The organism is Escherichia sp. WS1450 (assembly GCF_046487395.1).
Taxonomy (GTDB): domain Bacteria; phylum Pseudomonadota; class Gammaproteobacteria; order Enterobacterales; family Enterobacteriaceae; genus Escherichia; species Escherichia coli.
On the sequence record NZ_JBJQJO010000012.1, the window covers coordinates 1 to 26,893 of the forward strand.

The window sequence follows — 26,893 nt, forward strand, 5'->3', positions numbered from 1 at the left end:
TCCCTGTGAGAAATGGGTGACAGATATCACCGAATTCAGGGCTGGCGGACAAAAACTGTACCTGTCCCCGATACTTGATTTGTTTAACGGGGAAATCGTGGCGTGGGAAACTGCCTGCAGGCCTACAGAGGAGCTGGTGAAGCGCATGTTAAATAAGGGGCTGGAAAGCCTTGCAGAAGGAGAAAAACCGCTGCTCCACAGTGATCAAGGGTGGCATTACCGGATAAAAAGTTATCAGTCTGCCCTGGCAGACAAAGGGTTAGTGCAGAGCATGTCGCGCAAGGGCAACTGTCTTGATAATGCGGTAATGGAGAATTTCTTTGGTCACCTGAAAGAAGAAATTTACTATCGCCGGGACTACAGAAGTGTAGAAGAGCTGGAAAATGCCGTTAACGAATACATAACTTACTGGAATCAAAAAAGAATAAAACTCAGTCTTGGGGGACTCAGCCCGGTAGAATGCCGGACTGAGTATCAAAAAGCCGGTTAACTGAAACTGTCCAGGTTTTGGGGTCCAGTTCATTAAGCGTCGCATCAGGCATTCCTTCAGACTCCTCCGAATCCCTAAGTATTTCCAGCCATTCCCGCGCTTTTCATCTTCTGTCTGATAGCTGCTTTTCTCCTTCGATTGCATGATTGGCATAACTGCAAAGAAGGAGGTGTTCCCGTGAATAAATCAATGTTGGCGGGTATCGGGATTGGTGTCGCAGCTGCGCTGGGCGTAGCGGCAGTGGCCAGTCTGAACGTGTTTGAACGGGGCCCGCAATACGCTCAGGTTGTTTCTGCAACCCCAATCAAGGAAACGGTTAAAACACCGCGTCAGGAGTGTCGCAACGTCACAGTGACCCATCGTCGACCGGTGCAGGATGAAAATCGCATTACCGGGTCGGTGCTCGGCGCTGTTGCTGGCGGCGTGATAGGGCATCAGTTTGGCGGTGGTCGCGGTAAAGATGTCGCCACTGTTGTGGGGGCGCTGGGAGGTGGCTATGCCGGTAACCAGATCCAGGGCTCTCTCCAGGAAAGCGATACTTACACGACTACGCAACAGCGTTGTAAAACGGTGTATGACAAGTCAGAAAAAATGCTCGGTTATGATGTGACCTATAAGATTGGCGATCAGCAGGGCAAAATCCGCATGGACCGCGATCCGGGTACGCAGATCCCGCTAGATAGCAACGGGCAACTGATTTTGAATAACAAAGTATAACAAGGCTGTACTCTGCAATTTAGCCCCTCATTCGCTCAGGCTGAGGGGCTTTTTTTGCGCCTTATTTCACCAGTTCGGGCCATAAACGCAAAGTCGTTCGGACAATCTGCATCAGTTTTTCCAGCGATGCACCTTCGCGTGCGCTGATCGACATCCCCTGAATAATACAATTAAGGAATTCAGCCAGATGCGTCACGTCACAGTGGGTCGGGATTTCACCGCGCGCTTGTCGTTGACATAAAAACTGCTGCAAAGTGCGCTCTTGCATCGCATGGCGTGATTTCAGCGTATTGCCGATATCTCCGGAATCTGGGGAGAGGGTGGTGCAGTTGTTGATCATGAAGCAGCCTGCCGGGGTGTCTTTGCTGGTAAAGCAGTTGGCGATGGCAGCAAAATAGTCAGCCAGCGCAGACTCCACGCTTTTCTCTTCACAAAACAGCTGTGCTTCATGCTTAGCGGCAAAACGATCGATATAGCGGTCGAGAACGGCGCGAAATAACCCCTCTTTGTTGGTAAATTCCGCGTATAGCGTGGGCGCTTTGGCTCCGGTCGCTTCGACGAGGTCCGCAAGAGAAGTCGCTTCATAACCGTGTTGCCAGAACAATTTCATGGCCTTATCAAGCGCTGCATCCCTGTCGAACACTTTTGGGCGGCCACGGCTTTTTTTTACACATTGTGTTGAGTCAGTTGCCATGATGCCGTTGTACCTGGTGACTGTGAATGAAAGGTTATTATAAAAATAATCACCTCCGTTCACCAGTCCAGATCCCATAAAAATAATTGCTTTCTATTTAACTGAAATTTAAAGATTTTTAAATTAATTAATGATTGTTATAAAAAATATCTTGTATGTGATCCAGATCACATCTATCATTTAGTTATCGATCGTTAAGTAATTGCTTGCGACGTCATTCATCTGCATAAGGCCACTATTATGAAAAACGTAAAAACCCTCATCGCTGCGGCGATTTTAAGCTCCATGTCATTTGCCAGCTTTGCTGCTGTCGAAGTTCAGTCAACGCCAGAAGGCCAACAAAAAGTCGGTACTATCAGTGCTAACGCGGGGACAAATCTGGGATCGCTGGAAGAGCAGCTGGCGCAAAAAGCGGATGAGATGGGCGCAAAATCATTCCGTATTACTTCTGTAACCGGTCCAAATACCCTCCATGGAACAGCAGTAATTTATAAATAAGCATTAACCCTCATTAATGCCTGCTACTGCTGATTTTTTCCCCGCGACATGCCGTGTCGCGGGGATTTTTTTTATCCAGGATTTACAGAGTTTGTGGGCTCACTTGATGACGGCGGACATCCACCGGCATCCCGGAACGGACATCCATCACATGTTGCATCACTTCAGCGTCAGTTTGTGCTGCATCTTTAAATGATTGCATTGCGCTATTCAGCGTAATTGGCAGCAGCTGCGGATCGTCATCAATCTTCTCTGACAGCGGCTGATGTACTTCAACCAGACGCGCACCGTTTGGTTCGGCAGAGACTTTTATCGGAGTGTTGATGATATTCACTTTGGTGCCTGGGGTGACCTGGCTAAAGAGTGTTTTGATATCGTCATCACGCAGACGAATACAGCCAGAACTTACCCGCATGCCAATGCCGAAATCGGCGTTCGTACCATGAAGCAAATAAACGCCGCCATAGGCCGCCAGACGAATCGCATGATGGCCCATTGGATTATCCGGTCCAGCCGGCACTACCGCAGGCAACTCAATTCCCTGTGCTTTATAACGGGCGCGGATGTTTGCCGTTGGCGTCCAGGTTGGGTTTGCTCGTTTGTCTGAAACGGTGGTCACCATTGTCGGTGTCAGCGTGTCACCACCCAACTGACCAATACCTATTGGATACACGGTTACCGAATTTTTACCCGGCGGGTAGTAATAGAGACGCAGCTCCGCAATATTGATCACAATGCCTTCGCGCGGCGCATCTGGAAGTAGGGTTTGCAACGGGATCGTTAACACGCTGCCCGCGCGCGGTACGTAAGGATCAACGCCGGGGTTAGCCTGTAACAGAGCGAGAAAGCCGACGTTATATTTTTTGGCGATGGCTTCCAGAGAACCACCGTCATTTTCCACCACATGAAATTTGTTTTCGCCAACCAGACGACTGCCTGCTGGCGGCAGCGGCCAGGTGTTGGCTTTTGCCGGTAGCGCCAGCGCCACGGCAGCGGCGAACGTAAAAAACGTTAGCCAGCGAGAAAAACGCGTTTTGATCATCACCAAAAATCCATAATAAATATAAGGTTATTGTAATAAACAGATAAGCCTGAATTATGGATGGTGACAGTGTCGGATAGTGCAGGGAAGTGCAAAGAATTTGTAAATGTTGCAGATGGGGGCGCAGAAACGCCCCCAATCTAACCATCAAGCGATGGCGTTCTCTTCCAGTTCACGCATAAACTGGCGTACCCATTCGATACGCGTTTTCCGCTCACTCAAATCCTGAATAAACTTCAGGCGCGTCGGACCATCAAGGCGGTAATGCTGCGGCTGTTTTTGCAGCAAACCAATCAGCCATGCCGGATTAACGTGATTCTTCTCGGCAAATTCGATCACGCCGCCTTTCTCATTACCTTCCAGCTTCCTGATCCCCAGTTTCTGCGCTTGCTGGCGCAGACGGGCAATATCCAGCAGGGTACGCGCCGGATCCGGCAGCAGGCCGAAGCGATCGATAAGCTCAACTTTGATCTCTTCCAGTTCGTTTTCCGTTTTGGCGCTGGCAATACGTTTATAGAACGACAAACGCGTATTCACGTCAGGAATGAAATCATCCGGCAACAGCGACGGCATCCGCAGCTCGACTTCAGTTTGCTGACTGGTGAGATCTTCCAGCGACGGCTCGCGTCCGGCTTTCAGCGCATCGACGGCGTTTTCCAGCAACTCCATATACAGCGAGAAACCGATAGTTTCCATTGAGCCACTTTGTTCTTCGCCAAGCAGTTCACCCGCGCCGCGAATCTCCAGATCGTGCGTTGCCAGCGCAAAACCTGCCCCGAGATCTTCCAGCGAGGCAATCGCTTCAAGACGTTTTTGCGCATCGGTAGTCATCGCTTTTGGATGCGGCGTCAGCAGCCATGCATATGCCTGATGATGCGAACGTCCGACGCGACCGCGCAACTGGTGCAGCTGCGCCAGACCGAAGTGATCCGCGCGTTCAATGATAATGGTGTTGGCTGTCGGGATGTCGATCCCGGTTTCGATAATGGTGGTACAAACCAGCACGTTGAAACGTTGATGATGGAAATCATTCATCACCCGTTCCAGTTCGCGCTCACGCATCTGCCCGTGACCGATGGCAATCCGCGCTTCTGGCACCAGTTCCGCCAGCCGTTCGGCGGCTTTCTGGATGTTTTCCACATCATTGTAAAGATAATAAACCTGCCCCCCGCGCAGAATTTCGCGCAGGATCGCCTCCCGGACCACCAGACTATCGTACTCACGAACAAAGGTTTTAACTGCCAGACGACGGGCTGGCGGCGTGGCAATAATCGACAGATCGCGCATTCCGCTCATCGCCATATTCAGCGTACGTGGGATCGGCGTTGCGGTAAGCGTCAGAATATCCACGTTCGCGCGCATCGCTTTAATGCGCTCTTTATGACGCACCCCGAAGCGGTGTTCTTCATCGACAATCAGCAAGCCTAAATCTTTAAACTTGACGTCACTTTGCAGCAGTTTGTGCGTACCGATCAGAATATCGATTTTCCCTTCCGCCACTTCCGCAAGGATTTGCGTCTGCTCTTTGGCGCTACGGAAACGGGAGATCATTTCGATGCGTACTGGCCAGTTGGCGAAACGGTCGCGGAAGTTGTCGTAATGCTGCTGCGCGAGAAGGGTGGTAGGCACCAGCACCGCCACCTGCTTGTGGTTATCTACTGCCAGGAAAGCGGCGCGCATCGCGACTTCAGTTTTCCCAAAGCCAACATCGCCGCACACCAGACGATCCATTGCCAGCGGCTGACACATGTCGCTAAGTACCGCATTAATGGCCTGCGCCTGATCCGGCGTGGTTTCAAACGGGAAGCTGTCGCAGAACAACTGATACTGCTCACGATCGTGTTTAAACGCGAAGCCCTCTTTGGCGGCGCGTTGTGCGTAGATATCCAGCAATTCCGCCGCCACATCACGCACTTTTTCCGCCGCTTTCTGCCGCGCGCGTGACCACGCATCGCCGCCAAGTTTATGCAGCGGGGCGTTTTCTTCCGCGCCACCTGCGTAACGGCTAATCAGATGCAGTGACGACACCGGAACATACAGTTTGGCGTCGTTGGCATAGGTGAGCATCAGGTACTCGCCAGTAATGCCGCCCGCTTCCAGCGTGGTCATTCCGGCATAGCGACCGACGCCGTGCTCCAGATGGACCACCGGCTGGCCAATATGCAGCTCCGCGAGGTTGCGGATCAGTGTATCGGGGTTGATGGTGCGGCGAGAATCCTGACGACGGCGGGCAACACGTTCACCGAGCAGATCGCTTTCGCAAATCAGCGCCAGGTTACGCACCTTATCGACAAAACCATGTTCGGCAGCGCCAATCATCAGATAACGCCCACGGTCGCTGGCTTCATCAAGACGCATAATGCGTTGCGGAGCAATTTTAATTCGTGCGAGCAGTTCCCCCAGCGCTTCACGGCGACCTTCACTTTCTACCGAGAACACCACCGGACCGTCGAAAGTCTCGAGGAACTTACGCAGCGCATCCAGCGGCGCTTTTTGTTGTGCCTGAACGGCCAGGTCTGGCAGTTTCTGGAAACCTAAATTGGCATTCGCTGCTTTTGTCGGTAAATGTTCAGTTTTTAGCTGCACACGCGGCCAGTTTTTCAGCTCTGAAAAGAGCTCGTCTACCCGCAGCCAGAGCGATTGTGGTGGCAACAGTGGACGCATCGGATCGACGCCGCGATTTTCAAAACGCGCCAGCGTGTCAGCCTGGAAACGTTCGGCACTGTTTTCCAGATCGCCAGTATTCACCAACAGCGTATTAGCAGGGAAATAACTGAACAGTGGCGGCAGCGGTTCGCTGAAGAATAGCGGCTGCCAGTACTCGATCCCGGCAGGTAATGTGCCTTTACTCACTTGCTGGTAAATATGTTCTGGATCGCGCTTCACTTCGAAGGTATCACGCCACTGGCTGCGGAACAGTTCAATTGCCGCTTTATCGGTCGGAAATTCGTGCGCGGGAAGCAGATTGATCTCTTCTACTTCCTCCAGCGTGCGCTGGCTATCGACGTCAAACACCCGCAGACTGTCAATTTCATCATCAAAGAAATCAAGACGATAAGGCAGCTCACTCCCCATCGGGAAGAGATCCAGCAACGCGCCGCGCGTGGCGTATTCGCCGTGCTCCATCACCTGGTCAACATGGCGATAACCGGCGCTGTCCAGTTGGGTTCGTAATGCATCTCGTGACAGGCGCTGACCTTTTTTCATCACCAGCGCATGGCCGTGGAGAAAACTGTGCGGGCAAACGCGCTGCATAAGCGTATTCACCGGAACAATCAGTACACCACGTTGCATCGTCGGTAGCTGGTAAAGGGTGGAAAGGCGCGAGGAGATAATGTCCTGATGAGGCGAAAAACTGTCGTAAGGGAGGGTTTCCCAGTCCGCCAGATTCATTACCATCTGATCGGTGAACTGGCTGATTTCATCATGCAAACGCAGGGCATTTTGCATATCTGGTGCAATAAGTACCACCGGACCGGCGTGGCGTTCGGCAATTTCCGCTACCAGCGTCGCGCAGGCAGCGCCGGTTAACTCGCCCAGCAGACGCTGCTCACCCGCTTTGACGGGCAGCGTATAACGATATTGTTCAGGCATAACGGTTGTCAGATTCTCGTTAGGATATGCCTCAACATATGGGGGCATATCTCTGATAAGCAATGCTGTTCATTATCCGTAATCGACATGGTTTAGCAAATTGAATCGCCCCGGCTGGGGCGATGGCTTAGCGGGAGTAACTGACGGCAGCGGGCAGAGAAGGCGGGGAGAACAACAGATCGCTGAATGCGCGCTGCGAAAGTTTTCTTACCAGCAAGCCCGCAACAGTACAGATGAACAAACTGACAAAGGGATAAACCAGCAGGAGTGTCAGTTCGACTTGCGGCGACCAGCGTGCTGCGTTCATTTGCGCAAGCAGAGTTAAGCTGAATATTTCAACCAGAATGCGATGGGTGGTGTAGATAGCAATGGTGTTGGAACCAATCACATTCAGTAGGCTGGTGGAGCGCATACCGAAACGTTGCTCGTATTGATAAAACAGCTTCATGATCACCACAATCGATACCAGCGACAACAGCAGCGAGATAGTAAACAACCAGGCACCGACCGCCAGAACGGTCAGCAAAGAAGCCATCAGCAGATGGCGGCGCAACGGCACCTCTTTAACACAGGTCATTAATGTTGCGCCAAACCATGCGCCAAGGCTGTAATAAGGCAAATTGCGGATCACACTGTTCATTCCCCACCACGGCGTGGGAACGAAATTAACCGCCACACTCAGCAGTACAAACAAGGCGAATAGTGGCAGCGCCAGACGGCTAAAAATTTTACATACCACGAAATAGACAATTAACGCATACAGATACCACAAGCTGGTGCTGGCGGTGATCATCCCGTGCAGGAACTCACCGGTGGAATCGGCATAAGCGGCATTGGAGGCATTGCTTAAATCGCGCTCAGGTGCCAGCCACTGGTTCAGCGCACTTAACGCCAGCCACTGCACCACGCCCCAAAGCGCCAGCACCCAGAAGATGTTCCAGATCCGTTTATCGAGACAATTTCCCCACGGTACGCTGTCGATATAGCGGCGAATCAAATAGCCGGATATAAAGAAAAAAACCGGCATACGAAAGGGTGCAAGGTAAAGATTGAAATAGATCCAGCATTTGCTCAGGACTTCCGATAACTGATGCTGGAAAGTGGTCAGATGCGGATAAAAGGTAATAACCGAGTGATAAATCACCACCAGACAAATACATAACCCTTTGATCTGGTTAATCCATAGCTCTTTTTGTTTCATCAGGACAACACGCTCTTTTTATTTAACATGCTGTTGATCCTGAGGGGCCAGTCGCGTGGTGTAATGCGTATCTGTCTGTATTTGGTTATTTTTCAGATAAAGATCAGGCCACAAGGCCAATGAGAAAATGAGGCCCTTTAGTCGATTGATTTGCTGCTACTTTTCAGATTAGCCCTGACGATCACTTACAGTTCAGACGTTTACCCATCCCGCTTTCGCTTATATACTCGTGTCTTTGCTACAGCAACCAGACGGATTTCATGTACCAACCTGTCGCTCTATTTATTGGCCTGCGTTACATGCGTGGGCGTGCAGCGGATCGCTTCGGTCGTTTCGTCTCCTGGCTTTCTACCATCGGCATTACCCTCGGGGTGATGGCGCTGGTCACAGTATTGTCAGTGATGAACGGCTTTGAGCGCGAGCTGCAAAACAACATCCTTGGCCTGATGCCACAGGCAATTCTCTCTTCTGAGCATGGCTCTCTTAACCCGCAGCAACTCCCGGAAACGGCAGTCAAACTGGACGGCGTTAATCGCGTCGCACCTATTACTACCGGTGATGTGGTACTGCAAAGCGCGCGCAGCGTGGCGGTCGGGGTGATGCTGGGTATCGACCCGGCGCAAAAAGATCCACTAACGCCGTATCTGGTCAATGTGAAACAAACTGACCTCGAGCCGGGGAAATATAATGTCATCCTCGGTGAACAGCTTGCCTCACAGTTGGGCGTCAATCGCGGTGATCAAATCCGCGTGATGGTGCCATCTGCCAGCCAGTTCACGCCGATGGGGCGTATTCCAAGCCAGCGTCTGTTCAATGTGATTGGCACTTTCGCTGCCAACAGTGAAGTCGATGGCTATGAAATGCTGGTGAATATTGAGGATGCCTCGCGTCTGATGCGTTATCCGGCAGGCAATATTACCGGCTGGCGATTGTGGCTGGATGAGCCGCTGAAAGTCGACTCATTAAGTCAACAAAAACTGCCTGAAGGCAGCAAATGGCAGGACTGGCGTGACCGTAAAGGCGAGCTGTTCCAGGCCGTACGCATGGAAAAAAATATGATGGGCTTGCTGCTGAGCCTGATTGTCGCCGTAGCGGCGTTTAACATTATTACCTCGCTAGGGCTGATGGTGATGGAGAAGCAGGGCGAAGTAGCGATCCTGCAAACGCAAGGCTTAACTCCGCGACAAATCATGATGGTCTTTATGGTGCAAGGGGCCAGCGCCGGTATTATCGGTGCGATCCTTGGAGCGGCGCTTGGCGCACTGCTTGCCAGCCAGTTAAATAATCTGATGCCGATAATCGGCGTCCTGCTTGATGGCGCGGCGCTGCCGGTCGCTATCGAACCTTTACAGGTCATTGTTATTGCGCTGGTGGCGATGGCTATCGCGCTGCTGTCTACGCTTTACCCTTCATGGCGCGCTGCCGCCACACAACCCGCTGAGGCTTTACGTTATGAATAAGATCCTGTTGCAATGCGACAACCTGTGCAAACGCTATCAGGAAGGCAGTGTGCAAACCGATGTACTGCACAATGTCAGTTTCAGCGTCGGCGAAGGTGAAATGATGGCGATCGTCGGTAGCTCTGGTTCCGGTAAAAGCACCTTGCTGCACCTGCTGGGCGGGCTGGATACGCCAACCTCCGGCGATGTGATCTTTAACGGTCAGCCGATGAGCAAACTGTCTTCGGCGGCGAAAGCAGAACTGCGCAACCAGAAGCTGGGCTTTATTTATCAGTTTCACCACCTGCTGCCGGATTTTACTGCCCTGGAAAACGTGGCTATGCCGCTGCTGATTGGCAAGAAAAAGCCCGCTGAAATCAACAGTCGAGCGTTGGAAATGTTAAAAGCGGTGGGGCTGGAGCATCGTGCGAATCACCGCCCATCTGAACTTTCTGGTGGCGAACGCCAGCGAGTGGCGATTGCCCGTGCGCTGGTCAATAACCCTCGTCTGGTACTGGCGGATGAACCTACCGGTAACCTTGATGCGCGTAACGCCGACAGCATCTTCCAGTTGCTTGGGGAGTTGAATCGCTTGCAGGGCACCGCCTTCCTGGTGGTCACTCACGACCTGCAACTGGCGAAACGTATGAGCCGCCAACTGGAAATGCGTGATGGACGTCTGACGGCGGAACTGAGCCTGATGGGGGCGGAGTAATGGCGATGCCTTTATCGTTATTGATTGGCCTGCGTTTTAGCCGCGGACGGCGACGCGGCGGCATGGTGTCGCTGATCTCAGTCATTTCTACCATTGGCATTGCCCTCGGCGTGGCGGTATTGATCGTCGGCTTAAGCGCGATGAACGGCTTTGAACGCGAACTGAACAACCGTATTCTGGCGGTGGTGCCGCATGGTGAAATTGAGGCGGTAGATCAGCCGTGGACTAACTGGCAGGAAGCCCTGGATAACGTGCAGAAAGTGCCGGGCATTGCCGCCGCTGCGCCGTATATCAATTTCACCGGGCTGGTGGAGAGCGGCGCGAATCTGCGCGCAATCCAGGTGAAGGGCGTTAACCCGCAACAGGAACAGCGTCTGAGCGCATTGCCCTCGTTTGTTCAGGGGGATGCCTGGCGCAATTTTAAAGCGGGCGAACAGCAAATTATCATCGGCAAAGGCGTGGCGGATGCGCTGAAAGTGAAGCAGGGCGATTGGGTGTCGATTATGATCCCCAACTCGAATCCCGAGCATAAACTGATGCAGCCAAAACGTGTGCGTTTGCACATTGCCGGTATTTTGCAGTTGAGTGGTCAACTCGATCACAGTTTTGCCATGATCCCGCTGGCGGATGCCCAGCAATATCTTGATATGGGTTCCAGCGTGTCAGGTATTGCCCTTAAAATGACGGATGTTTTCAACGCCAATAAGCTGGTACGCGATGCGGGTGAAGTGACCAACAGCTATGTTTATATTAAAAGCTGGATTGGTACTTACGGCTATATGTATCGCGATATCCAGATGATCCGCGCCATTATGTATCTGGCGATGGTACTGGTGATTGGCGTGGCCTGTTTCAACATCGTCTCCACCTTAGTGATGGCGGTGAAAGACAAGAGTGGCGATATCGCAGTATTACGAACGCTGGGGGCGAAAGATGGTTTAATTCGCGCCATCTTTGTCTGGTATGGATTGCTGGCAGGGCTATTCGGTAGCCTGTGTGGTGTGATTATCGGCGTAGTTGTTTCACTGCAACTTACCCCGATTATTGAGTGGATTGAAAAGTTGATCGGTCATCAGTTCCTCTCCAGCGATATCTATTTTATTGACTTCCTGCCATCGGAATTGCACTGGCTGGACGTCTTCTACGTACTGGTCACAGCATTGTTGCTGAGTCTTTTGGCAAGTTGGTATCCGGCGCGACGCGCCAGTAATATTGACCCTGCGCGAGTCCTTAGCGGCCAGTAAAGGCAGTACATTAAAACAAGGAGCGGCAATGTATTACGGGTTTGATATTGGTGGAACAAAAATTGCGCTTGGCGTGTTTGATAGCGGTCGGCAGTTGCAGTGGGAAAAGCGGGTGCCGACACCGCGTGACAGCTATGACGCATTTTTAGATGCAGTGTGTGAGCTGGTAGCTGAAGCTGACCAACGTTTTGGCTGTAAAGGCTCTGTCGGCATCGGTATTCCGGGAATGCCGGAAACAGAAGATGGTACGCTGTATGCCGCCAATGTCCCCGCTGCCAGCGGTAAACCGCTGCGTGCCGACCTGAGCGCACGTCTTGATCGCGATGTACGCCTTGATAACGATGCCAACTGTTTTGCCCTTTCAGAAGCCTGGGATGATGAATTTACTCAATATCCACTGGTGATGGGGTTGATTCTCGGCACCGGCGTTGGCGGCGGGCTGATTTTCAACGGTAAACCAATTACCGGTAAAAGCTATATTACCGGCGAGTTTGGCCATATGCGTCTGCCGGTTGATGCGTTAACCATGATGGGGCTGGATTTCCCGTTACGCCGCTGCGGCTGTGGTCAGCATGGCTGCATTGAAAATTATCTGTCTGGTCGCGGTTTTGCGTGGCTGTATCAACACTATTATCATCAACCGTTGCAGGCTCCCGAAATTATTGCGCTTTATGATCAAGGCGATGAGCAGGCAAGGGCGCACGTTGAGCGTTATCTGGATTTATTAGCGGTTTGTCTGGGAAATATCCTGACCATTGTTGACCCTGACCTGGTCGTCATTGGTGGTGGCTTATCGAATTTCCCGGCAATCACAACGCAACTGGCGGACAGGCTGCCTCGTCATCTCTTACCTGTAGCTCGTGTTCCGCGCATTGAACGCGCGCGCCACGGTGATGCGGGAGGAATGCGTGGTGCGGCCTTCCTACATCTAACCGATTAAACAACAGAGGTTGCTATGCTGTCGCGTCGGGGTCATCGGTTAAGTCGTTTTCGTAAAAATAAACGCCGTCTGCGCGAGCGTTTGCGTCAGCGTGTTTTTTTCAGAGATAAAGTGGTGCCGGAAGCAATGGAAAAACCAAGAGTACTCGTACTGACAGGGGCAGGTATTTCTGCGGAATCAGGTATTCGTACCTTTCGCGCCGCAGATGGCCTGTGGGAAGAACATCGGGTTGAAGATGTGGCAACGCCGGAAGGTTTCGATCGCGATCCTGAACTGGTGCAAGCGTTTTATAACGCCCGTCGTCGACAGCTACAGCAGCCAGAAATTCAGCCTAACGCCGCGCATCTTGCGCTGGCTAAACTGCAAGACGCCCTCGGCGATCGCTTTTTGCTGGTGACGCAGAATATCGACAACCTGCATGAACGCGCAGGTAATACCAATGTCATTCATATGCATGGGGAACTGCTGAAAGTTCGCTGTTCGCAAAGTGGTCAGGTTCTCGACTGGACCGGAGACGTTACGCCAGAAGATAAATGCCATTGTTGCCAGTTCCCGGCACCCTTGCGCCCGCACGTCGTTTGGTTTGGCGAAATGCCACTCGGCATGGATGAAATTTATATGGCGTTGTCGATGGCCGATATTTTCATTGCCATTGGTACTTCCGGGCATGTTTATCCGGCAGCTGGGTTTGTTCACGAAGCGAAACTGCATGGCGCGCACACCGTGGAGCTGAATCTTGAACCAAGCCAGGTCGGTAATGAATTTGCCGAGAAATATTACGGCCCGGCAAGCCAGGTGGTGCCAGAGTTTGTTGAAAAGTTGCTGAAGGGCTTATAAAGCAGGAAGCATTGCCTGATGTGCTACGCTTATCAGGCCTACAAGGGGACGCAATTAATTGAATTTGCGGGTTTTGTGGGCCAGATAAGGCGTTCGCGCCGCATCCGGCATAATAAACGCACACTTTACTGCCTCTTTTACCGTTTACTCGTCAATAACAACGCGGCAATAAACGTACAGACACCAATCAGCCCTGCCCAGAGCGGCGATATTCTGGTAATCGCAAAGCTATTATCGATGTACAAACATAAAGCCTGATAACCCATATTGGCAACAGTCATCGCCACTGCAAACTTTAATGCATAATTAAGGCGCGTTGTGTAGTTAAAAAATGTAGTCAAGACGATGAATGCAACTGCCCAGGCAAAAAGACCTAATATCGTGGTACTGCCGGGAGGATCATTCTCCTGCTGTTGTCCGGGATGCGGATAATATGTCAGTGGCGGCGTCGGTTGTTTTAATATCTGTGCTTGTAAAACAGCCAATGCATTATTGATTCCCTGATACCAGAGGTCCGCATGTAAATAAGCATGAGTGTGATTTTCTACCAGAAGGCCGAGATGTTTATCGTCCAGACCGCTTTCAACCTGGTCGTTGGTTATCATAATTAACCGTGGCTCGCGGGTGGTAAAAAGTAACAGGACGCTGCCTTTTACATCACTCAATGAAGATGACGCATGCGCCAGCATCGCTTTGCCATTTTGCCTGAAGCTTGCTTCATTAACGTCAGGTACAACCACGATAAACGGCGCAATCCCGGTTTGTTGACGAAAAAGCTCCGCTTTCCGCGCAATCTCCTCAGCATCCGGTACAGTACCTGTAACATCCGTAAAAAGTGTCTTCATTATTGGGATTAAGGGCTTACTGGTTGCTGTCAGAGGCAGCAGTATCAGTAAACTGAGCAGTATTATGATTTTTTTCATGGACGGGACTTCCGTTTCCTGCGTGACTTTTTAGAGGAGGGCATACTGATTAATAAACCGACGGCGATAAAAATAACGCCCATAATGCCGATAAACCCCCATTTAAAAAAATTAACCCACGGGTTATTTATCTCAGCCTTTTCAGGATGCCCTGGAGAATAATAAACATTAACTTTATCGCCTTCGCTGTCTTCATAAAAATCGCTGCCGATACTCGAATTGAAAATTAGCGTGTAATCAGGCGTCGGTCGAAAGGCAACGACGGGATACCACGAACCATTTTTACCCGTGCGATGAGAATGACTGGAGTGCCAGACGGTATCAACAATGACGCCTTCAGTATGAATCGCGTCTTTGCTATAGGTGAACTGGTTATAAAAGATAACAACAGAAATGAGGATCAGTACCAGACCGATACCGAGGAATATACGAAAGAAAACTTTACTGTCCTGACTCATTAGCCACATCCTTGCTAAATAAAAAACGGGCGGTAATACCACCGCCCGCTTGCTGAATTAACGTCCTGCTTTCAGCTTCTGATAATACTCTTCATAAATGCTGCTGGCTGCGCCAACGTCATTCTGCCATTCACCATTTTTAATGGTTTCAGCATCCGGGTAGAGCGTTTTATCGTTCGCCACTTCCGGACTTAACAGCTTACGCGCCGCAAGGTTTGGCGTTGGATAACCGATAGTTTCAGCAACCTGTTTTGCCACATCCGGGCGCAGCAGGAAGTTGATCAATTTCAGCGCGCCTTCTTTGTTTTTGGCATTTGCTGGGATCGCCAGGCTGTCCATCCAGAAAATGCCGCCTTCTTTCGGCCACACCACATCAATTGGCGTACCCGCCTGGCGTGCAACGAAAGCAGAACCGTTCCAGATCATGCCGAGGTTAACTTCGCCTTCCATATACGGGTTCGCCGGGTTATCGGAGTTAAACGCCGCGACGTTTGGCATCAGTTTTTTCAGCTCGTTGTATGCAGCTTCAATCTCTTTCGGATCGGTGGTGTTACCGGAGTAGCCCAGCTTACGCAGCGCCATCTGGAACACTTCACGGGCATCGTCGGTCAGCAGCAGGCTGCCTTTGTACTCAGGCTTCCACAGATCGGCCCAGCTGGTAACGGATTTGGGATCCACCGCATCACCATTAACACCAATCGCCGTCGCACCCCAGATATACGGAATGGAGTAGTCGTTATTCGGGTCAAACGGCTTATTGAGCATGTCTGGATCGAGGTTGCTGAAATTGCTTAACTTCGACTTGTCGATCTTCTGGATCATCCCTTCTTTACGCATTTTATCGACGTAATAGGTTGAAGGAACCACCAGGTCATAGGCACCGTCTTTGTACGTTTTCAGCTTGGCATACATGGTTTCGTTCGACTCGTAAGTCGAATAGATAACCTTAATACCGGTTTCTTTGGTGAACTGTTCAAGCAGTCCTGGTGGCACGTACTCGGTCCAGTTGTAAAAATACAGCGTGTTGTTGTCATCGGCGTGAGCGGCGCTCATGCCCAGTGCCAGAGCACCCGCCGCGAGCAGGTGGCGTGACCATTTTTTCATTTAACGTCCCCTGTGTTACCTTTCGTTTTATCACGAGCAATAAGCTGGCTGGCAATTACCATCACCAGCGACAGCACCAGTAATATGGTTGCCAGCGCGTTAACTTCCGGCGATACGCCGACTTTGACCATCGAATAAATTTTTAACGGCAGAATTTCATAGCTTGGTCCGGTGACGAACGAAGAAACTACTACATCGTCCATCGACAGGGTAAAGCTTAACACCCAGCCCGCCGCTACCGCTGGCATTGCCAGTGGCAGAATGATTTTTCGCAGAATGGTAAATTCGCTGGCACCGAGATCTTTCGCCGCTTCCAGCATTCGCACGTCAAAACCTTTCAGGCGCGAATACACTGTTACCACCACAAATGGCAGGCAGAAGGTGATATGCGAGAACAGCAGCGACCAGAAGCCAAGCTGAATACCCAGCAGCATAAACAGCACCAGCAGAGAAATCGCCATCACAATATCTGGCGACATCATCACCACAAACAGCATTCCGCTAACGAATGGCTTACCGCGAAAGCGATAACGGTACAGCGCAACTGCAGTCAGTGAACCGATAAGCGTAGCAAACGTCGCTGAAAACACCGCCATCGTCAATGAATGCTGAGCTGCCTGCAACAGACTGTCGTTGTTCATCAGCAGGCTATACCATTTAGTGGTAAAACCCTGCCAGTTGATGCCAAAGCGCGAGCTGTTAAAGGAGTTCACAATCAAAATAATGATTGGGATATACAGGTACGCGTAGATAGCGGTCATAAAACCGCCGCGAAGCAGTCGACCGATCATTCGAGTTCCACCTTCTTATTCAGCAAACGAGAAGCGCGCCAGTAAACCAGCAACATCAGGCCCATTACGATAGTCAGCGTAATGCTGGTGGCTGCACCAAACGGCCAGTCACGAATATTGAGGAACTGTACTTTGATGACGTTACCGATCAGCAGGTTTTTCGCACCGCCCATCAGGTCGGACACATAGAACAGGCCCATCGCTGGCAGCATCACCAACAGGCATCCGGCAATAATCCCCGGCATCGTCAGTGGGATAATGATACGGATAAAGGTCTGCAACTTGCTGGCACCGAGATCGCGCGCCGCCTCCAGCAACGGCTTATCCAGTTTTTCGATACTCGAGTACAGCGGCATCACCATAAACGGCAGCAGAATGTAAACCAGACCGATAATCACCGCACTGGGTGTGAACATGATGCGAATTGGTGTATCGATAACGCCCAGCCAGAGCAAAAACTCGTTGAGATAGCCTTTGGTGCTGAGGAAAATTTTCAGCCCGTAGATACGAATCAATGAGTTGGTCCAGAACGGAACAATCAGCAGAAACAGCAGCAGCGGACGCACCTTGTGTGGCAGCTTCGCCAGAAACCAGGCAAAAGGATAGCCCAGCACCAGGCAGGCGAGGGTGGCGATCAGCGCCATATTCAGCGAGTGCAATAGCACTTCAAAATAGAGCGGATCGAGCAGACGCGTGTAGTTATCCAGCGTAAAGACCATTTTGACGAAACTGGCGTCGTCGCGGGTCAAAAAGCTGGTGCCAATGATCATCAGGTTGGGCAGAAAGACAAACAACACAAGCCAACCGACAATAGTGACAATCACTACATTCTGGAACTTACTTGTGTTCTTCATCAGCCAGTACGACCTCCCAGCTTTCTACCCAATTAATGGCCATTTTTTGGTCGAGAGAGTGGTCAAAGTCAGGATCGTCTTCATTGAAGAATTCGCTGACCATCACCATCTTGCCATTTTCCAGTTCAACAACCGACTCCAGCGTCATGCCTTTGTAGTTACGCTCGCGAACGTAACCAATCAGCCCTTCAGCGTGGTTGTCGTCGTTAATCTCTTCAACACGTAAGTCTTCCGGGCGCAGCAGAACATGCAGTTTTTGCCCCGGTTCAACGGCGAAGTTAACGTAGATATTACATTCGCGGCCTTCAACGTTGGCGCGTACGCGCTGCTCGTCGAGACGTTCGATGACAGTGGCGTTAAACATATTGATTTCGCCAATAAACCCAGCAACAAACAGGTTTTTCGGCTCTTCATAGATTTCACGCGGCGTGCCGTCTTGCTCAATGCGACCATCGCGCATCACCACAATCCTGTCCGACATGGTGAGTGCTTCTTCCTGGTCGTGAGTCACGAAGACGAATGTAATGCCAAGCTTACGCTGTAACGCTTTCAGCTCGTTCTGCATTTGCTTGCGCAGTTTGTAATCCAGCGCTGAGAGCGACTCATCCAGCAACAACAGACGAGGCTTGTTAACCACCGCGCGGGCAATGGCGACGCGTTGCTGTTGACCACCAGAGAGCTGATGCGGTTTGCGTTGAGCGAAGGTTTCCAGCTGCACCATCCGCAGGGCTTCCATCACGCGGGGCGTAATTTCAGCAGCGGGGGTTTTTTGCATGCGTAACCCAAAGGCCACATTTTCGAACACGGTCATGTGGGGGAAAAGTGCGTAGCTTTGGAAAACAGTGTTCACATAGCGGTTTTCCGCCGGAACGTGGGTGATGTCCTCGTTATCCAGCATGATGCGTCCGGAATCAACAGTTTCCAGACCTGCAATCAGGCGAAGAACGGTTGTTTTACCGCAGCCAGAAGGGCCAAGCAGCGTGAGGAACTCGCCATTGTTGATAGTCAGATCCAGCTGGGGAATGACCTCTTTACCATCAAAGCATTTGCGAATTCCCGCCAATTGCACCAGCGGTGAAAGCGAACTCGGTTGTTTATTCAATTTTTTACTCTGTCCCATGTAAACGCAACGGATGGCTTACCGATGCGGGGTTTGTGGTTAACCACCTTGGTGACTCTTAATGAGGGCGGTAATTCTACGGCAAACCGCTTGAATCGCCAATCTTTGTTGTGAATTACTGGCTTAGCTTTATATTCATTAAGGTAATGCTGATAAATATTCCCGCTTGCAGGGGTAAAAGTGACCTGACGCAATATTTGTCTTTTCTTGCTTCTTAATAATGTTGTCACAAAAAGTGAGGGTGACTACATGGATAAACTACTTGAGCGATTTTTGAACTACGTGTCTCTGGATACCCAATCAAAGGCAGGGGTGAGACAGGTTCCCAGCACGGAAGGCCAATGGAAGTTATTGCATCTGCTGAAAGAGCAGCTCGAAGAGATGGGGCTTATCAATGTGACCTTAAGTGAGAAGGGCACTTTGATGGCGACGTTACCGGCTAACGTCCCTGGCGATATCCCGGCGATTGGCTTTATTTCTCATGTGGATACCTCACCGGATTGCAGCGGCAAAAATGTGAATCCGCAAATTGTTGAAAACTATCGCGGTGGCGATATTGCGCTGGGTATCGGCGATGAAGTTTTATCACCGGTTATGTTCCCGGTGCTGCATCAGCTACTGGGTCAGACGCTGATTACCACCGATGGTAAAACCTTGTTAGGTGCCGATGACAAAGCAGGTATTGCAGAAATCATGACCGCGCTGGCGGTATTACAACAAAAAAACATTCCGCATGGTGATATTCGCGTCGCCTTTACCCCGGATGAAGAAGTGGGTAAAGGGGCGAAACATTTTGATGTTGACGCCTTCGATGCCCGCTGGGCTTACACCGTTGATGGTGGTGGCGTAGGCGAACTGGAGTTTGAAAACTTCAACGCCGCGTCGGTCAATATCAAAATTGTAGGCAATAACGTTCACCCAGGCACAGCGAAAGGTGTAATGGTGAATGCGCTGTCGCTGGCGGCACGTATTCATGCGGAAGTTCCGGCGGATGAAAGCCCGGAAATGACAGAAGGCTATGAAGGTTTCTATCACCTGGCGAGCATGAAAGGCACCGTTGAACGGGCCGATATGCACTACATCATCCGTGATTTCGACCGTAAACAGTTTGAAGCGCGTAAACGTAAAATGATGGAGATCGCCAAAAAAGTGGGCAAAGGGTTACATCCTGATTGCTACATTGAACTGGTGATTGAAGACAGTTACTACAATATGCGCGAGAAAGTGGTTGAGCATCCGCATATTCTCGATATCGCCCAGCAGGCGATGCGTGACTGCGATATTGAACCGGAACTGAAACCGATCCGCGGCGGTACCGACGGCGCGCAGTTGTCGTTTATGGGATTACCGTGCCCGAACCTGTTCACTGGCGGTTACAACTATCATGGTAAGCATGAGTTTGTGACTCTGGAAGGTATGGAAAAAGCGGTGCAGGTGATCGTCCGTATTGCCGAGTTGACGGCGCAACGGAAGTAAGCGAAAAGGGATGCGGCATGTGATGCCGCATCCGGCTTAACTTCAAACTTACCCTTCGAAGAACCAATACCCGCTATTGACTAGTGCCGCAAGCATCGCGAGAAATGACGGATCTTCCAGTGCATCACCAAAATTCTCCGCGGTCAGCGCAATGTTGCTGGCGAGCGCATCCAGTGCCGGACGGTGTGGGGAATCGATCTTCTCACCATTGGCATACACGTCGTCGCCAATGCGCAATACGCGCAGACCACCCAGGCGCACCAGCACATCACCTTGTTTCAGCGCATCGTAGATTTCATCCGGCTGATAAGGCGGCTCTGGCGGCGCGATATCCAGTTCATGACGTGACTGGGATATAAACTCGCCAAACCATTGCTTAAAGTGTTCCGGCTGGTTGATCAATTCGAGCATCATCTCACGCAGTTTATCCATCTCTTGCGGCAGAACGTCCGCAGGATGAGCGCGAGGTGGAACATCCGGATCGCTGTAGTAGTTGCCGCCCAGTTCACGTTGCAGCACATAATCGGCAAATCCGCTAATCAGTTCCCGCGTATTTGGCGCGCGAAAACCCACGGAATAGTTCATTGCATTTTCCAGCGCGTAGCCTTCATGCGGGAATCCTGGCGGAATATAAAGGATATCGCCAGGCTCCAGCTCTTCATCGATGATGGCTTCGAACGGATCGACCTGTAACAGATCCGGGTGCGGGCAGTGCTGTTTCATTTGCAGCTTTTCGCCCACTCGCCAGCGACGGCGACCAGTACCCTGAATGATAAACACGTCGTACTGATCGAGATGCGGGCCGACGCCGCCGCCAGGTACGGAAAAAGAGATCATCAGGTCATCAATACGCCAGTCCGGCAGTTCACGGAACGGTCGCATCAGCGCGGCGGTCGGCTCATGCCAGTGGTTCACTGCCTGCACTAACAATGACCAGTTAGTTTCACCGAGATGATCGTAGCTTTCGAACGGGCCGTGGCTGACCTGCCATTTGCCATCCTGGTGACTGACCAGTCGACTGTCGACTTCGCTTTCCATCGCCAAACCCGCCAACTCGTCTGGAGAGATCGGGTCAATAAAATTATTAAAGCCGCGTTTTAACACCACCGGACGTTTCTGCCAGTGACGTTCAAGAAAATCGGGCCAGTTAAGAGTGAGTTGGTATTCCATGTTAAGCATCCACAGGCTGGTATCTGCAACCGATTATAACGGATGCTTAACGTAATGCGTGAAGTATGGACATATTTATTCATCTTTCGGCGCAGAATGCTGGCGACCAAAAATCACCTCCATCCGCGCACCGCCCAGCATGCTCTCTCCGGCGACGATTTTACCCTCATATTGCTCGGTGATTTCGCGGGCTACCGCCAGCCCTACACCTTGCCCAGGGCGTAAAGTATCAACCCGTTGACCACGGTCGAAAATGACCTCTCGCTTGCTTAATGGAATACCGGGGCCATCATCCTCGACCACAATATAGAGATGCTCGTCTGTTTGCCTTGCAGATATTTCGACAAACTCGAGGCAATATTTACAGGCATTATCCAGCACGTTGCCCATCACCTCGACAAAATCGTTCTGCTCACCGACAAAGCTGATCTCTGGCGAAATATCGAGAGAGATATTGACCCCTTTGCGTTGATACACTTTGTTCAGCGCCGAGGTGAGATTGTCCAGCAGTGGGGCGACCGGATGCAGCTCGCGGCTGAGCAATGTCCCGCCGCGCATACTGGCACGATGCAGGTAGTAGCCAATTTGCTGTGAAATGCGGCTGATTTGCTCCAGCATTACCGGTTCAGCATCACTGACGCTCATCTTCTCACTACGCAGAGAACGCAGCGTACTTTGCAGCACCGCCAGTGGCGTTTTCAGACTATGGGTCAGGTCGGTGAGCGTCGTACGATATTTGTCGTAACGTTCGCGTTCACTTTTTAACAATCGGTTCAGGTTTCGTACCAGACTGGTCAGTTCTCGCGTTGTGGCTGGATTGAGCAATTCGCGGTTATGTTCTTCCAGTTCGCGGACTTCTTTTGCCAGGGCTTCGATGGGGCGTAAACTCCACCAGGCGGCGACCCACAGCAGCGGGATCACTAACAGCAGATTGGCTGAGAGCACATAGATAAACCAGCTCCAGACCATATAGGAACTTTTTAGCTCCACCGGAATGGTATCCACCACCACAATGGTCAACTTTGGCATCCGCGATGTTGCCGGGTAGACGTTTACCGCCACCGAGTGGGTCATCTCCGCGTCGTCATCATCTTCCCGCACTTCCTGCAACTGTTGCTGTATCGAATGATCTCCACTCAGCAAGAGGCTGGTATCGTTAACATCCGCTTCAATTTCATGAAAACCATTCGATTTCAGCCAGTCAGGCTGGATCATCTTCATCAGCCAGGGCACGTCACGTTGCGCCCATAAAAGCTGCCCGTTCTCATCATAAATTAGCGTCATAGTGGGGCTTTGCTTGTCGATATTTTCGGGTAACTCGACATGCAACTTATTGTTTTCCCACTTCGCAAGGGTATAGAACAGATTGCTCTCGCCACGTAACAGCCGAAACGTGGTTTTATCGAAACTGACGCTATAACCGATCAGCGCAACCATTCCGTAGGCAAGCGAAAGCACCAATACTACTGCTGCCGTTGCTAACAGAAAACGTACCCGCAGCGAGAGCGGGAAAAAAAGACGCAGTAATTTTTTCATCAGCGCAATTCGAACAGATAGCCCTGGCCGCGAACGGTGGTAATCACTTCTTGCGGATATTGTGCCTGAATTTTTTTGCGCAGACGTCCCATCAGTACATCAATGGTATGGCTTTCCCGCAGCTCCGCATCCGGATAGAGTTGGAGCATTAACGAATCTTTGCTCACCACTTTGCCATTATTGCGTATCAACGTTTCCATAATGGTGTATTCGAACGCGGTCAGTTTGATCACTTCGTCATTAATAGATAATTCACGGCGAGAGAGATCAACCTGAAACGGGGGTAGCGAAATGACCTGTGAAGCCAGACCGCTATTACGCCGCATTAATGCCTGCATTCGCGCCATCACCTCTTCAATATGAAATGGTTTAGTCACGTAATCATCAGCGCCAGCACTTAATACTTCGACTTTGTCCTGCCAGCTTTCACGGGCGGTTAATACCAGAATCGGCAGTGAAACATCATTGCTACGCCAGCGGCGAATCAGTGACAGACCGTCCTCGTCTGGCAATCCCAGATCGACAATCGCAATATCCGGTAAATGTTCATTGAGATAATAATCGGCTTCTTTGGCATCTTCTGCGTCATCGACCTGATGACCAGCATCCTGAATCTGAACTTTAAGGTGGTGACGTAACAACGCATTGTCTTCAACAACCAGTACGCGCATTTTTATTTCTCCCTGTCTTAATTATTAAAATAGTGTAACGCGATTATGTGGTTATGGGGGTAAACATTAAATAAACCAGCGGGGAGGGGAGGTAAAGTGAAAAAAGAAAAAGTGGATAATCTTAATAAGCAGGCCGGACAGCATCGCCATCCGGCACTGTTTTGAGGCTTATTTCAGCTCATCAACCATGGTGATGGCGCGACCAATGTAGTTAGCCGGCGTCATTGCTTTCAGGCGGGCTTTCTCTTCTTCTGGCAACGCCAGACCGTCGATAAACTGCTTCATGCCTTCGGCGTCAACGCGCTTACCGCGAGTCAGCTCTTTCAGCTTCTCGTACGGTTTTTCGATGCCATAGCGACGCATAACTGTCTGGATTGGCTCAGCCAGCACTTCCCAGTTGTGATCCAGTTCATCCAGCAGATGGTCACGGTTCACTTCCAGTTTGCTCACGCCTTTCAAGGTGGATTGATACGCAATCAGCGCATAACCGATACCCACGCCGAGGTTACGCAGCACGGTGGAGTCGGTCAGGTCACGCTGCCAGCGGGAAACTGGCAGTTTGCTTGCCAGGTGCTGCAACACCGCGTTGGAAAGGCCCAGGTTCCCTTCGGAGTTTTCGAAGTCGATCGGGTTAACTTTATGCGGCATGGTGGAAGAACCAATCTCACCAGCAATAGTTTTCTGTTTGAAGTGGTTAAGGGCGATATAACCCCAGACGTCACGATCAAAGTCGATCAGAATGGTGTTGAAGCGCGCAACGCAATCAAACAGCTCGGCGATGTAGTCGTGCGGTTCGATCTGGGTAGTGTACGGGTTCCACTGAATACCCAGCGAGGTGACGAACTCTTCGCTGAACTGATGCCAGTCAACTTCCGGGTAAGCGGCGATGTGGGCGTTATAGTTACCGACCGCGCCGTTGATTTTGCCGAGAATTTCCACCTGATTAAGCTGGCGGTACTGGCGCTCCATACGGTAGGCGACGTTTGCCATCTCTTTACCGATGGTTGACGGCGTGGCTGGCTGACCGTGGGTACGAGACAGCAGCGGGATATCACGATACTGAACGGCGAGATCTTTAATGCCGTCAATCAGTTGACGCCAGTACGGCAGGATCACTTCATCACGCGCGGTTTTCAGCATTAATGCGTGGGAGAGGTTATTGATATCTTCCGAAGTACAGGCAAAGTGGATGAATTCAGAAACCGCGTGCAGTTCCGGGATCTCCGCCACTTTTTCTTTCAGGAAATACTCAACCGCTTTAACGTCGTGGTTAGTGGTACGCTCGATGGTTTTGATGCGTGCGGCATCTTCTTCGCTGAAACTGGCGACAATTGCATCAAGGTAACCGATTGCGTCGGCAGCAAAAGCAGGAACTTCCTTGATCGCTGCGTGCGCGGCCAGTTTTTGCAGCCAACGTACTTCAACTTGTACACGGAATTTCAGCAAACCATATTCGCTGAAAATCCCGCGCAGCGCGCTGACTTTATCGCCGTAGCGTCCATCGACAGGGGAAACGGCGGTCAGTGAGGATAATTCCATAGATCACAACTCCGGGGTTAAATGAGCAAGAATTTGTTTTGCCTGAGTGGTCAGGCGATTACGAGAAAACATCAGTTGCAGACGTCCGCCGCCAACCTGGTGCCAGAGCACGGCGGCGCGAATGCCTGCCAGCAGGGTTGCGCGAACTTTCGCCTGCACTTGTGGGCTTTGCAGTACAGCAGGGGAACCGGTTACCTGAATGCGCGGGCCAAGCGGGCTAATCACATCAACATAGATAGCAGCCATCGCGCTCATCAGCGTTTCGGACTGTAAATCGAAGTGTTCGAGCTGGCGTTGCAGGCCGTTGATCCGGTTGCCCAGAGTGTCGAGCGCACCTTTCGCTGAGGAGAGTTTGCGCTCAAGCACCATCAGGCTGAGTGTGTAGCGGGTTAACTCAGCGTTTAAGCCCTGGCGACTGCTGGCATTGAGCACGCCGAGCAAGGTTTCCAGCCCGACGCGCAGGTTGGCTTCGCTGCCGCCAAAAACCGCCAGCGTCGAGCTGGGGTTCATATCAATAATACTGTTGAGTGAGACGTGTAGCGCATCGGCATCACAATGCCCCTGGTGAGCGAGTTGTTGCACCAGGCGTGCCGACTGACAAATACCGGCTAGGGCGAGGGTGATGTCATAGTAATTCTTTGCCACGTTCACTGCTTCCTTGTTTTAAGTAAAGATAATAATCAGACCGGCAGCGGCAGACGCTGCTCAATAATACCGCCACCGAGGCACACTTCACCGTTATAGAAAACGGCAGACTGGCCCGGCGTCACGGCGGCAACCGGCTCATCGAAAATCACTTCAATGCGATCATCGTCCAGCGCCTTGACGGTGCACGGGATGTCGGTCTGGCGATAGCGGGTTTTTACTGTGCAACGCATAGTACCGGTGAACGGCTCGCGATCGACCCAGTGCAGCTGCTGGGCAATCAGACCGACAGACATCAGACGCGGGTGTTCATGGCCCTGCGCAACAATCAGAATGTTGTTTTCGACGTCTTTATCGACCACATACCACGGTTCTTCGGTGCCGTCTTTGGTGCCACCGATACCCAGACCTTTACGCTGACCGAGGGTGTGATACATCAGCCCCTGGTGCTCACCAATTTCATCGCCATCGACGGTAATGATTTTGCCCGGTTGCGCCGGGAGATAACGGCCCAGGAACTCGCGGAATTTACGCTCGCCAATGAAGCAAATGCCGGTAGAGTCTTTTTTCTTCGCGGTGACCAGACCGAGATCTTCAGCAATCTTACGCACCTGCGGTTTTTCCAGTTCGCCGACCGGGAACAGGCTTTGCGCAATCTGCTCATGGCTGAGCGTATAAAGGAAGTAGCTCTGGTCTTTATTGCTGTCCAGACCACGCAGCAGGCGGCTCTTGCCATCGACATCTGCCCGACGTACGTAATGACCGGTAGCGATATAATCGGCACCTAAATCTTCAGCGGCAAATTCGAGGAAGGCTTTAAATTTGATCTCTTTGTTGCACAGAATATCCGGATTCGGCGTGCGACCGGCTTTATATTCGGCAAGAAACAGTTCGAAGACGTTGTCCCAGTACTCGGCAGCAAAGTTAACGGTGTGCAGTTCAATGCCGAGCTTGTCGCAGACAGCCTGGGCATCAGCCAGATCCGCTGCCGCTGTGCAATATTCCTCACCGTCGTCTTCTTCCCAGTTCTTCATAAACAGGCCTTCGACCTGATATCCCTGTTGTTGCAACAGCCAGGCAGAAACGGAGGAATCGACACCGCCGGACATGCCGACGATTACTTTTTTTGCGGTTTCAGACATTGGATCACTCACGACATTGAACTTCAAGGCGGCGTATTCTATCACGCAGCCTT

General features: G+C 51.3%; 25 protein-coding genes. 9 read left to right on the plus strand and 16 right to left on the minus strand.

Going from position 1 to position 26,893, the window contains the following annotated elements; translation table 11 throughout:
* Both ACJHYR_RS15350 and ACJHYR_RS15355 read left to right on the plus strand, forming a co-directional pair.
* Positions 1-490 (plus strand): IS3 family transposase (locus ACJHYR_RS15350; RefSeq protein ID WP_175130375.1); only part of this gene is annotated, 490 nt, incomplete at its 5' end.
* Between the two features lie 177 nt (positions 491-667).
* Entirely contained in the window at positions 668-1,207 is a 540-nt protein-coding gene (locus ACJHYR_RS15355) for a glycine zipper 2TM domain-containing protein (RefSeq protein ID WP_001043459.1), read from the plus strand.
* A 61-nt stretch (positions 1,208-1,268) separates the two neighbouring features.
* On the opposite strand, the gene comR is transcribed toward ACJHYR_RS15355, so the two are convergent.
* A complete protein-coding gene (comR, locus tag ACJHYR_RS15360) occupies positions 1,269-1,901 on the minus strand; it encodes a TetR family copper-responsive transcriptional repressor ComR (RefSeq protein WP_000179806.1) in 633 nt (210 codons plus the stop codon).
* A 240-nt stretch (positions 1,902-2,141) separates the two neighbouring features.
* On the opposite strand from comR, the gene bhsA reads away from it, so the two are divergent.
* Positions 2,142-2,399, plus strand: coding sequence for a multiple stress resistance protein BhsA (gene bhsA / locus ACJHYR_RS15365; RefSeq protein ID WP_000800153.1), 258 nt, complete (start codon positions 2,142-2,144; stop codon positions 2,397-2,399).
* 82 nt (positions 2,400-2,481) lie between these two features.
* On the opposite strand, the gene ldtC is transcribed toward bhsA, so the two are convergent.
* The 3 genes from ldtC to ACJHYR_RS15380 all read right to left on the minus strand — a co-directional run bounded on the left by ldtC (position 2,482) and on the right by ACJHYR_RS15380 (position 8,236).
* Positions 2,482-3,444, minus strand: coding sequence for a L,D-transpeptidase LdtC (ldtC, locus tag ACJHYR_RS15370; RefSeq protein ID WP_001300895.1), 963 nt, complete (start codon positions 3,442-3,444; stop codon positions 2,482-2,484).
* 144 nt (positions 3,445-3,588) lie between these two features.
* Complete coding sequence (gene mfd / locus ACJHYR_RS15375; protein ID WP_001314623.1) at positions 3,589-7,035, minus strand: transcription-repair coupling factor; 3,447 nt, start codon at positions 7,033-7,035, stop codon at positions 3,589-3,591.
* A gap of 127 nt (positions 7,036-7,162) precedes the next feature.
* Positions 7,163-8,236, minus strand: coding sequence for an acyltransferase family protein (locus ACJHYR_RS15380; protein ID WP_000810284.1), 1,074 nt, complete (start codon positions 8,234-8,236; stop codon positions 7,163-7,165).
* 260 nt (positions 8,237-8,496) lie between these two features.
* Here ACJHYR_RS15380 and lolC point away from each other — a divergent pair, with 260 nt between their 5' ends.
* The 5 genes from lolC to cobB are packed head-to-tail and all read left to right on the plus strand — an operon-like array spanning position 8,497 to position 13,411.
* Entirely contained in the window at positions 8,497-9,696 is a 1,200-nt protein-coding gene (lolC, locus tag ACJHYR_RS15385; protein ID WP_000284714.1) for a lipoprotein-releasing ABC transporter permease subunit LolC, read from the plus strand.
* Positions 9,689-10,390: a lipoprotein-releasing ABC transporter ATP-binding protein LolD gene (lolD, locus tag ACJHYR_RS15390; RefSeq protein WP_001033695.1), complete on the plus strand. Its 702-nt coding sequence runs from the start codon at positions 9,689-9,691 to the stop codon at positions 10,388-10,390. The genes lolC and lolD overlap by 8 nt, the downstream gene beginning before the upstream one ends.
* The gene (lolE, locus tag ACJHYR_RS15395; RefSeq protein ID WP_001251363.1) at positions 10,390-11,634 is read left to right on the plus strand and encodes a lipoprotein-releasing ABC transporter permease subunit LolE; all 1,245 of its coding nucleotides are present in this window, start codon (positions 10,390-10,392) and stop codon (positions 11,632-11,634) included. Before lolD ends, lolE begins: the two co-directional genes overlap by 1 nt.
* A gap of 28 nt (positions 11,635-11,662) precedes the next feature.
* Positions 11,663-12,574, plus strand: coding sequence for an N-acetylglucosamine kinase (nagK, locus tag ACJHYR_RS15400; protein WP_000291270.1), 912 nt, complete (start codon positions 11,663-11,665; stop codon positions 12,572-12,574).
* A 15-nt stretch (positions 12,575-12,589) separates the two neighbouring features.
* Positions 12,590-13,411 carry a Sir2 family NAD+-dependent deacetylase gene (cobB, locus tag ACJHYR_RS15405; protein WP_000952755.1) on the plus strand — a complete coding sequence of 274 codons (822 nt, stop codon included), beginning with the start codon at positions 12,590-12,592 and terminating at the stop codon, positions 13,409-13,411.
* A 137-nt stretch (positions 13,412-13,548) separates the two neighbouring features.
* Here cobB and ACJHYR_RS15410 read toward each other — a convergent pair whose 3' ends face one another.
* The 6 genes from ACJHYR_RS15410 to potA are packed head-to-tail and all read right to left on the minus strand — an operon-like array spanning position 13,549 to position 18,661.
* Positions 13,549-14,334: a TPM domain-containing protein gene (locus ACJHYR_RS15410; RefSeq protein WP_000720220.1), complete on the minus strand. Its 786-nt coding sequence runs from the start codon at positions 14,332-14,334 to the stop codon at positions 13,549-13,551.
* Positions 14,331-14,792 carry a DUF3592 domain-containing protein gene (locus tag ACJHYR_RS15415; RefSeq protein ID WP_001309411.1) on the minus strand — a complete coding sequence of 154 codons (462 nt, stop codon included), beginning with the start codon at positions 14,790-14,792 and terminating at the stop codon, positions 14,331-14,333. The genes ACJHYR_RS15410 and ACJHYR_RS15415 overlap by 4 nt, the downstream gene beginning before the upstream one ends.
* Positions 14,793-14,849: 57 nt before the next feature.
* Positions 14,850-15,896, minus strand: coding sequence for a spermidine/putrescine ABC transporter substrate-binding protein PotD (gene potD, locus ACJHYR_RS15420; protein ID WP_000759309.1), 1,047 nt, complete (start codon positions 15,894-15,896; stop codon positions 14,850-14,852).
* Positions 15,893-16,687 carry a spermidine/putrescine ABC transporter permease PotC gene (gene potC, locus ACJHYR_RS15425; RefSeq protein WP_000580316.1) on the minus strand — a complete coding sequence of 265 codons (795 nt, stop codon included), beginning with the start codon at positions 16,685-16,687 and terminating at the stop codon, positions 15,893-15,895. The genes potD and potC overlap by 4 nt, the downstream gene beginning before the upstream one ends.
* Entirely contained in the window at positions 16,684-17,541 is an 858-nt protein-coding gene (potB, locus tag ACJHYR_RS15430) for a spermidine/putrescine ABC transporter permease PotB (RefSeq protein ID WP_000799401.1), read from the minus strand. The genes potC and potB overlap by 4 nt, the downstream gene beginning before the upstream one ends.
* The gene (gene potA, locus ACJHYR_RS15435; protein WP_000531594.1) at positions 17,525-18,661 is read right to left on the minus strand and encodes a spermidine/putrescine ABC transporter ATP-binding protein PotA; all 1,137 of its coding nucleotides are present in this window, start codon (positions 18,659-18,661) and stop codon (positions 17,525-17,527) included. The genes potB and potA overlap by 17 nt, the downstream gene beginning before the upstream one ends.
* Before the next feature lie 249 nt (positions 18,662-18,910).
* On the opposite strand from potA, the gene pepT reads away from it, so the two are divergent.
* On the plus strand, positions 18,911-20,137 hold the full coding sequence (gene pepT / locus ACJHYR_RS15440; RefSeq protein WP_000359446.1) for a peptidase T: 1,227 nt from the start codon (positions 18,911-18,913) through the stop codon (positions 20,135-20,137).
* Positions 20,138-20,185: 48 nt separating this feature from the next.
* Here pepT and roxA read toward each other — a convergent pair whose 3' ends face one another.
* From roxA to mnmA, 6 genes are all read right to left on the minus strand, one after another.
* Entirely contained in the window at positions 20,186-21,307 is a 1,122-nt protein-coding gene (gene roxA / locus ACJHYR_RS15445) for a [50S ribosomal protein L16]-arginine 3-hydroxylase (protein ID WP_001295435.1), read from the minus strand.
* 75 nt (positions 21,308-21,382) lie between these two features.
* Positions 21,383-22,843, minus strand: a complete 1,461-nt coding sequence (gene phoQ, locus ACJHYR_RS15450) for a two-component system sensor histidine kinase PhoQ (protein ID WP_000735412.1) — start codon at positions 22,841-22,843, stop codon at positions 21,383-21,385.
* Positions 22,843-23,514: a two-component system response regulator PhoP gene (gene phoP, locus ACJHYR_RS15455; RefSeq protein WP_001265481.1), complete on the minus strand. Its 672-nt coding sequence runs from the start codon at positions 23,512-23,514 to the stop codon at positions 22,843-22,845. The genes phoQ and phoP overlap by 1 nt, the downstream gene beginning before the upstream one ends.
* Before the next feature lie 168 nt (positions 23,515-23,682).
* On the minus strand, positions 23,683-25,053 hold the full coding sequence (purB, locus tag ACJHYR_RS15460; protein ID WP_000423742.1) for an adenylosuccinate lyase: 1,371 nt from the start codon (positions 25,051-25,053) through the stop codon (positions 23,683-23,685).
* Between the two features lie 3 nt (positions 25,054-25,056).
* Positions 25,057-25,698, minus strand: a complete 642-nt coding sequence (gene hflD / locus ACJHYR_RS15465) for a high frequency lysogenization protein HflD (RefSeq protein ID WP_001297479.1) — start codon at positions 25,696-25,698, stop codon at positions 25,057-25,059.
* 35 nt (positions 25,699-25,733) lie between these two features.
* Positions 25,734-26,840 carry a tRNA 2-thiouridine(34) synthase MnmA gene (mnmA, locus tag ACJHYR_RS15470; RefSeq protein WP_001295972.1) on the minus strand — a complete coding sequence of 369 codons (1,107 nt, stop codon included), beginning with the start codon at positions 26,838-26,840 and terminating at the stop codon, positions 25,734-25,736.
* Positions 26,841-26,893 lie beyond the last annotated feature (53 nt).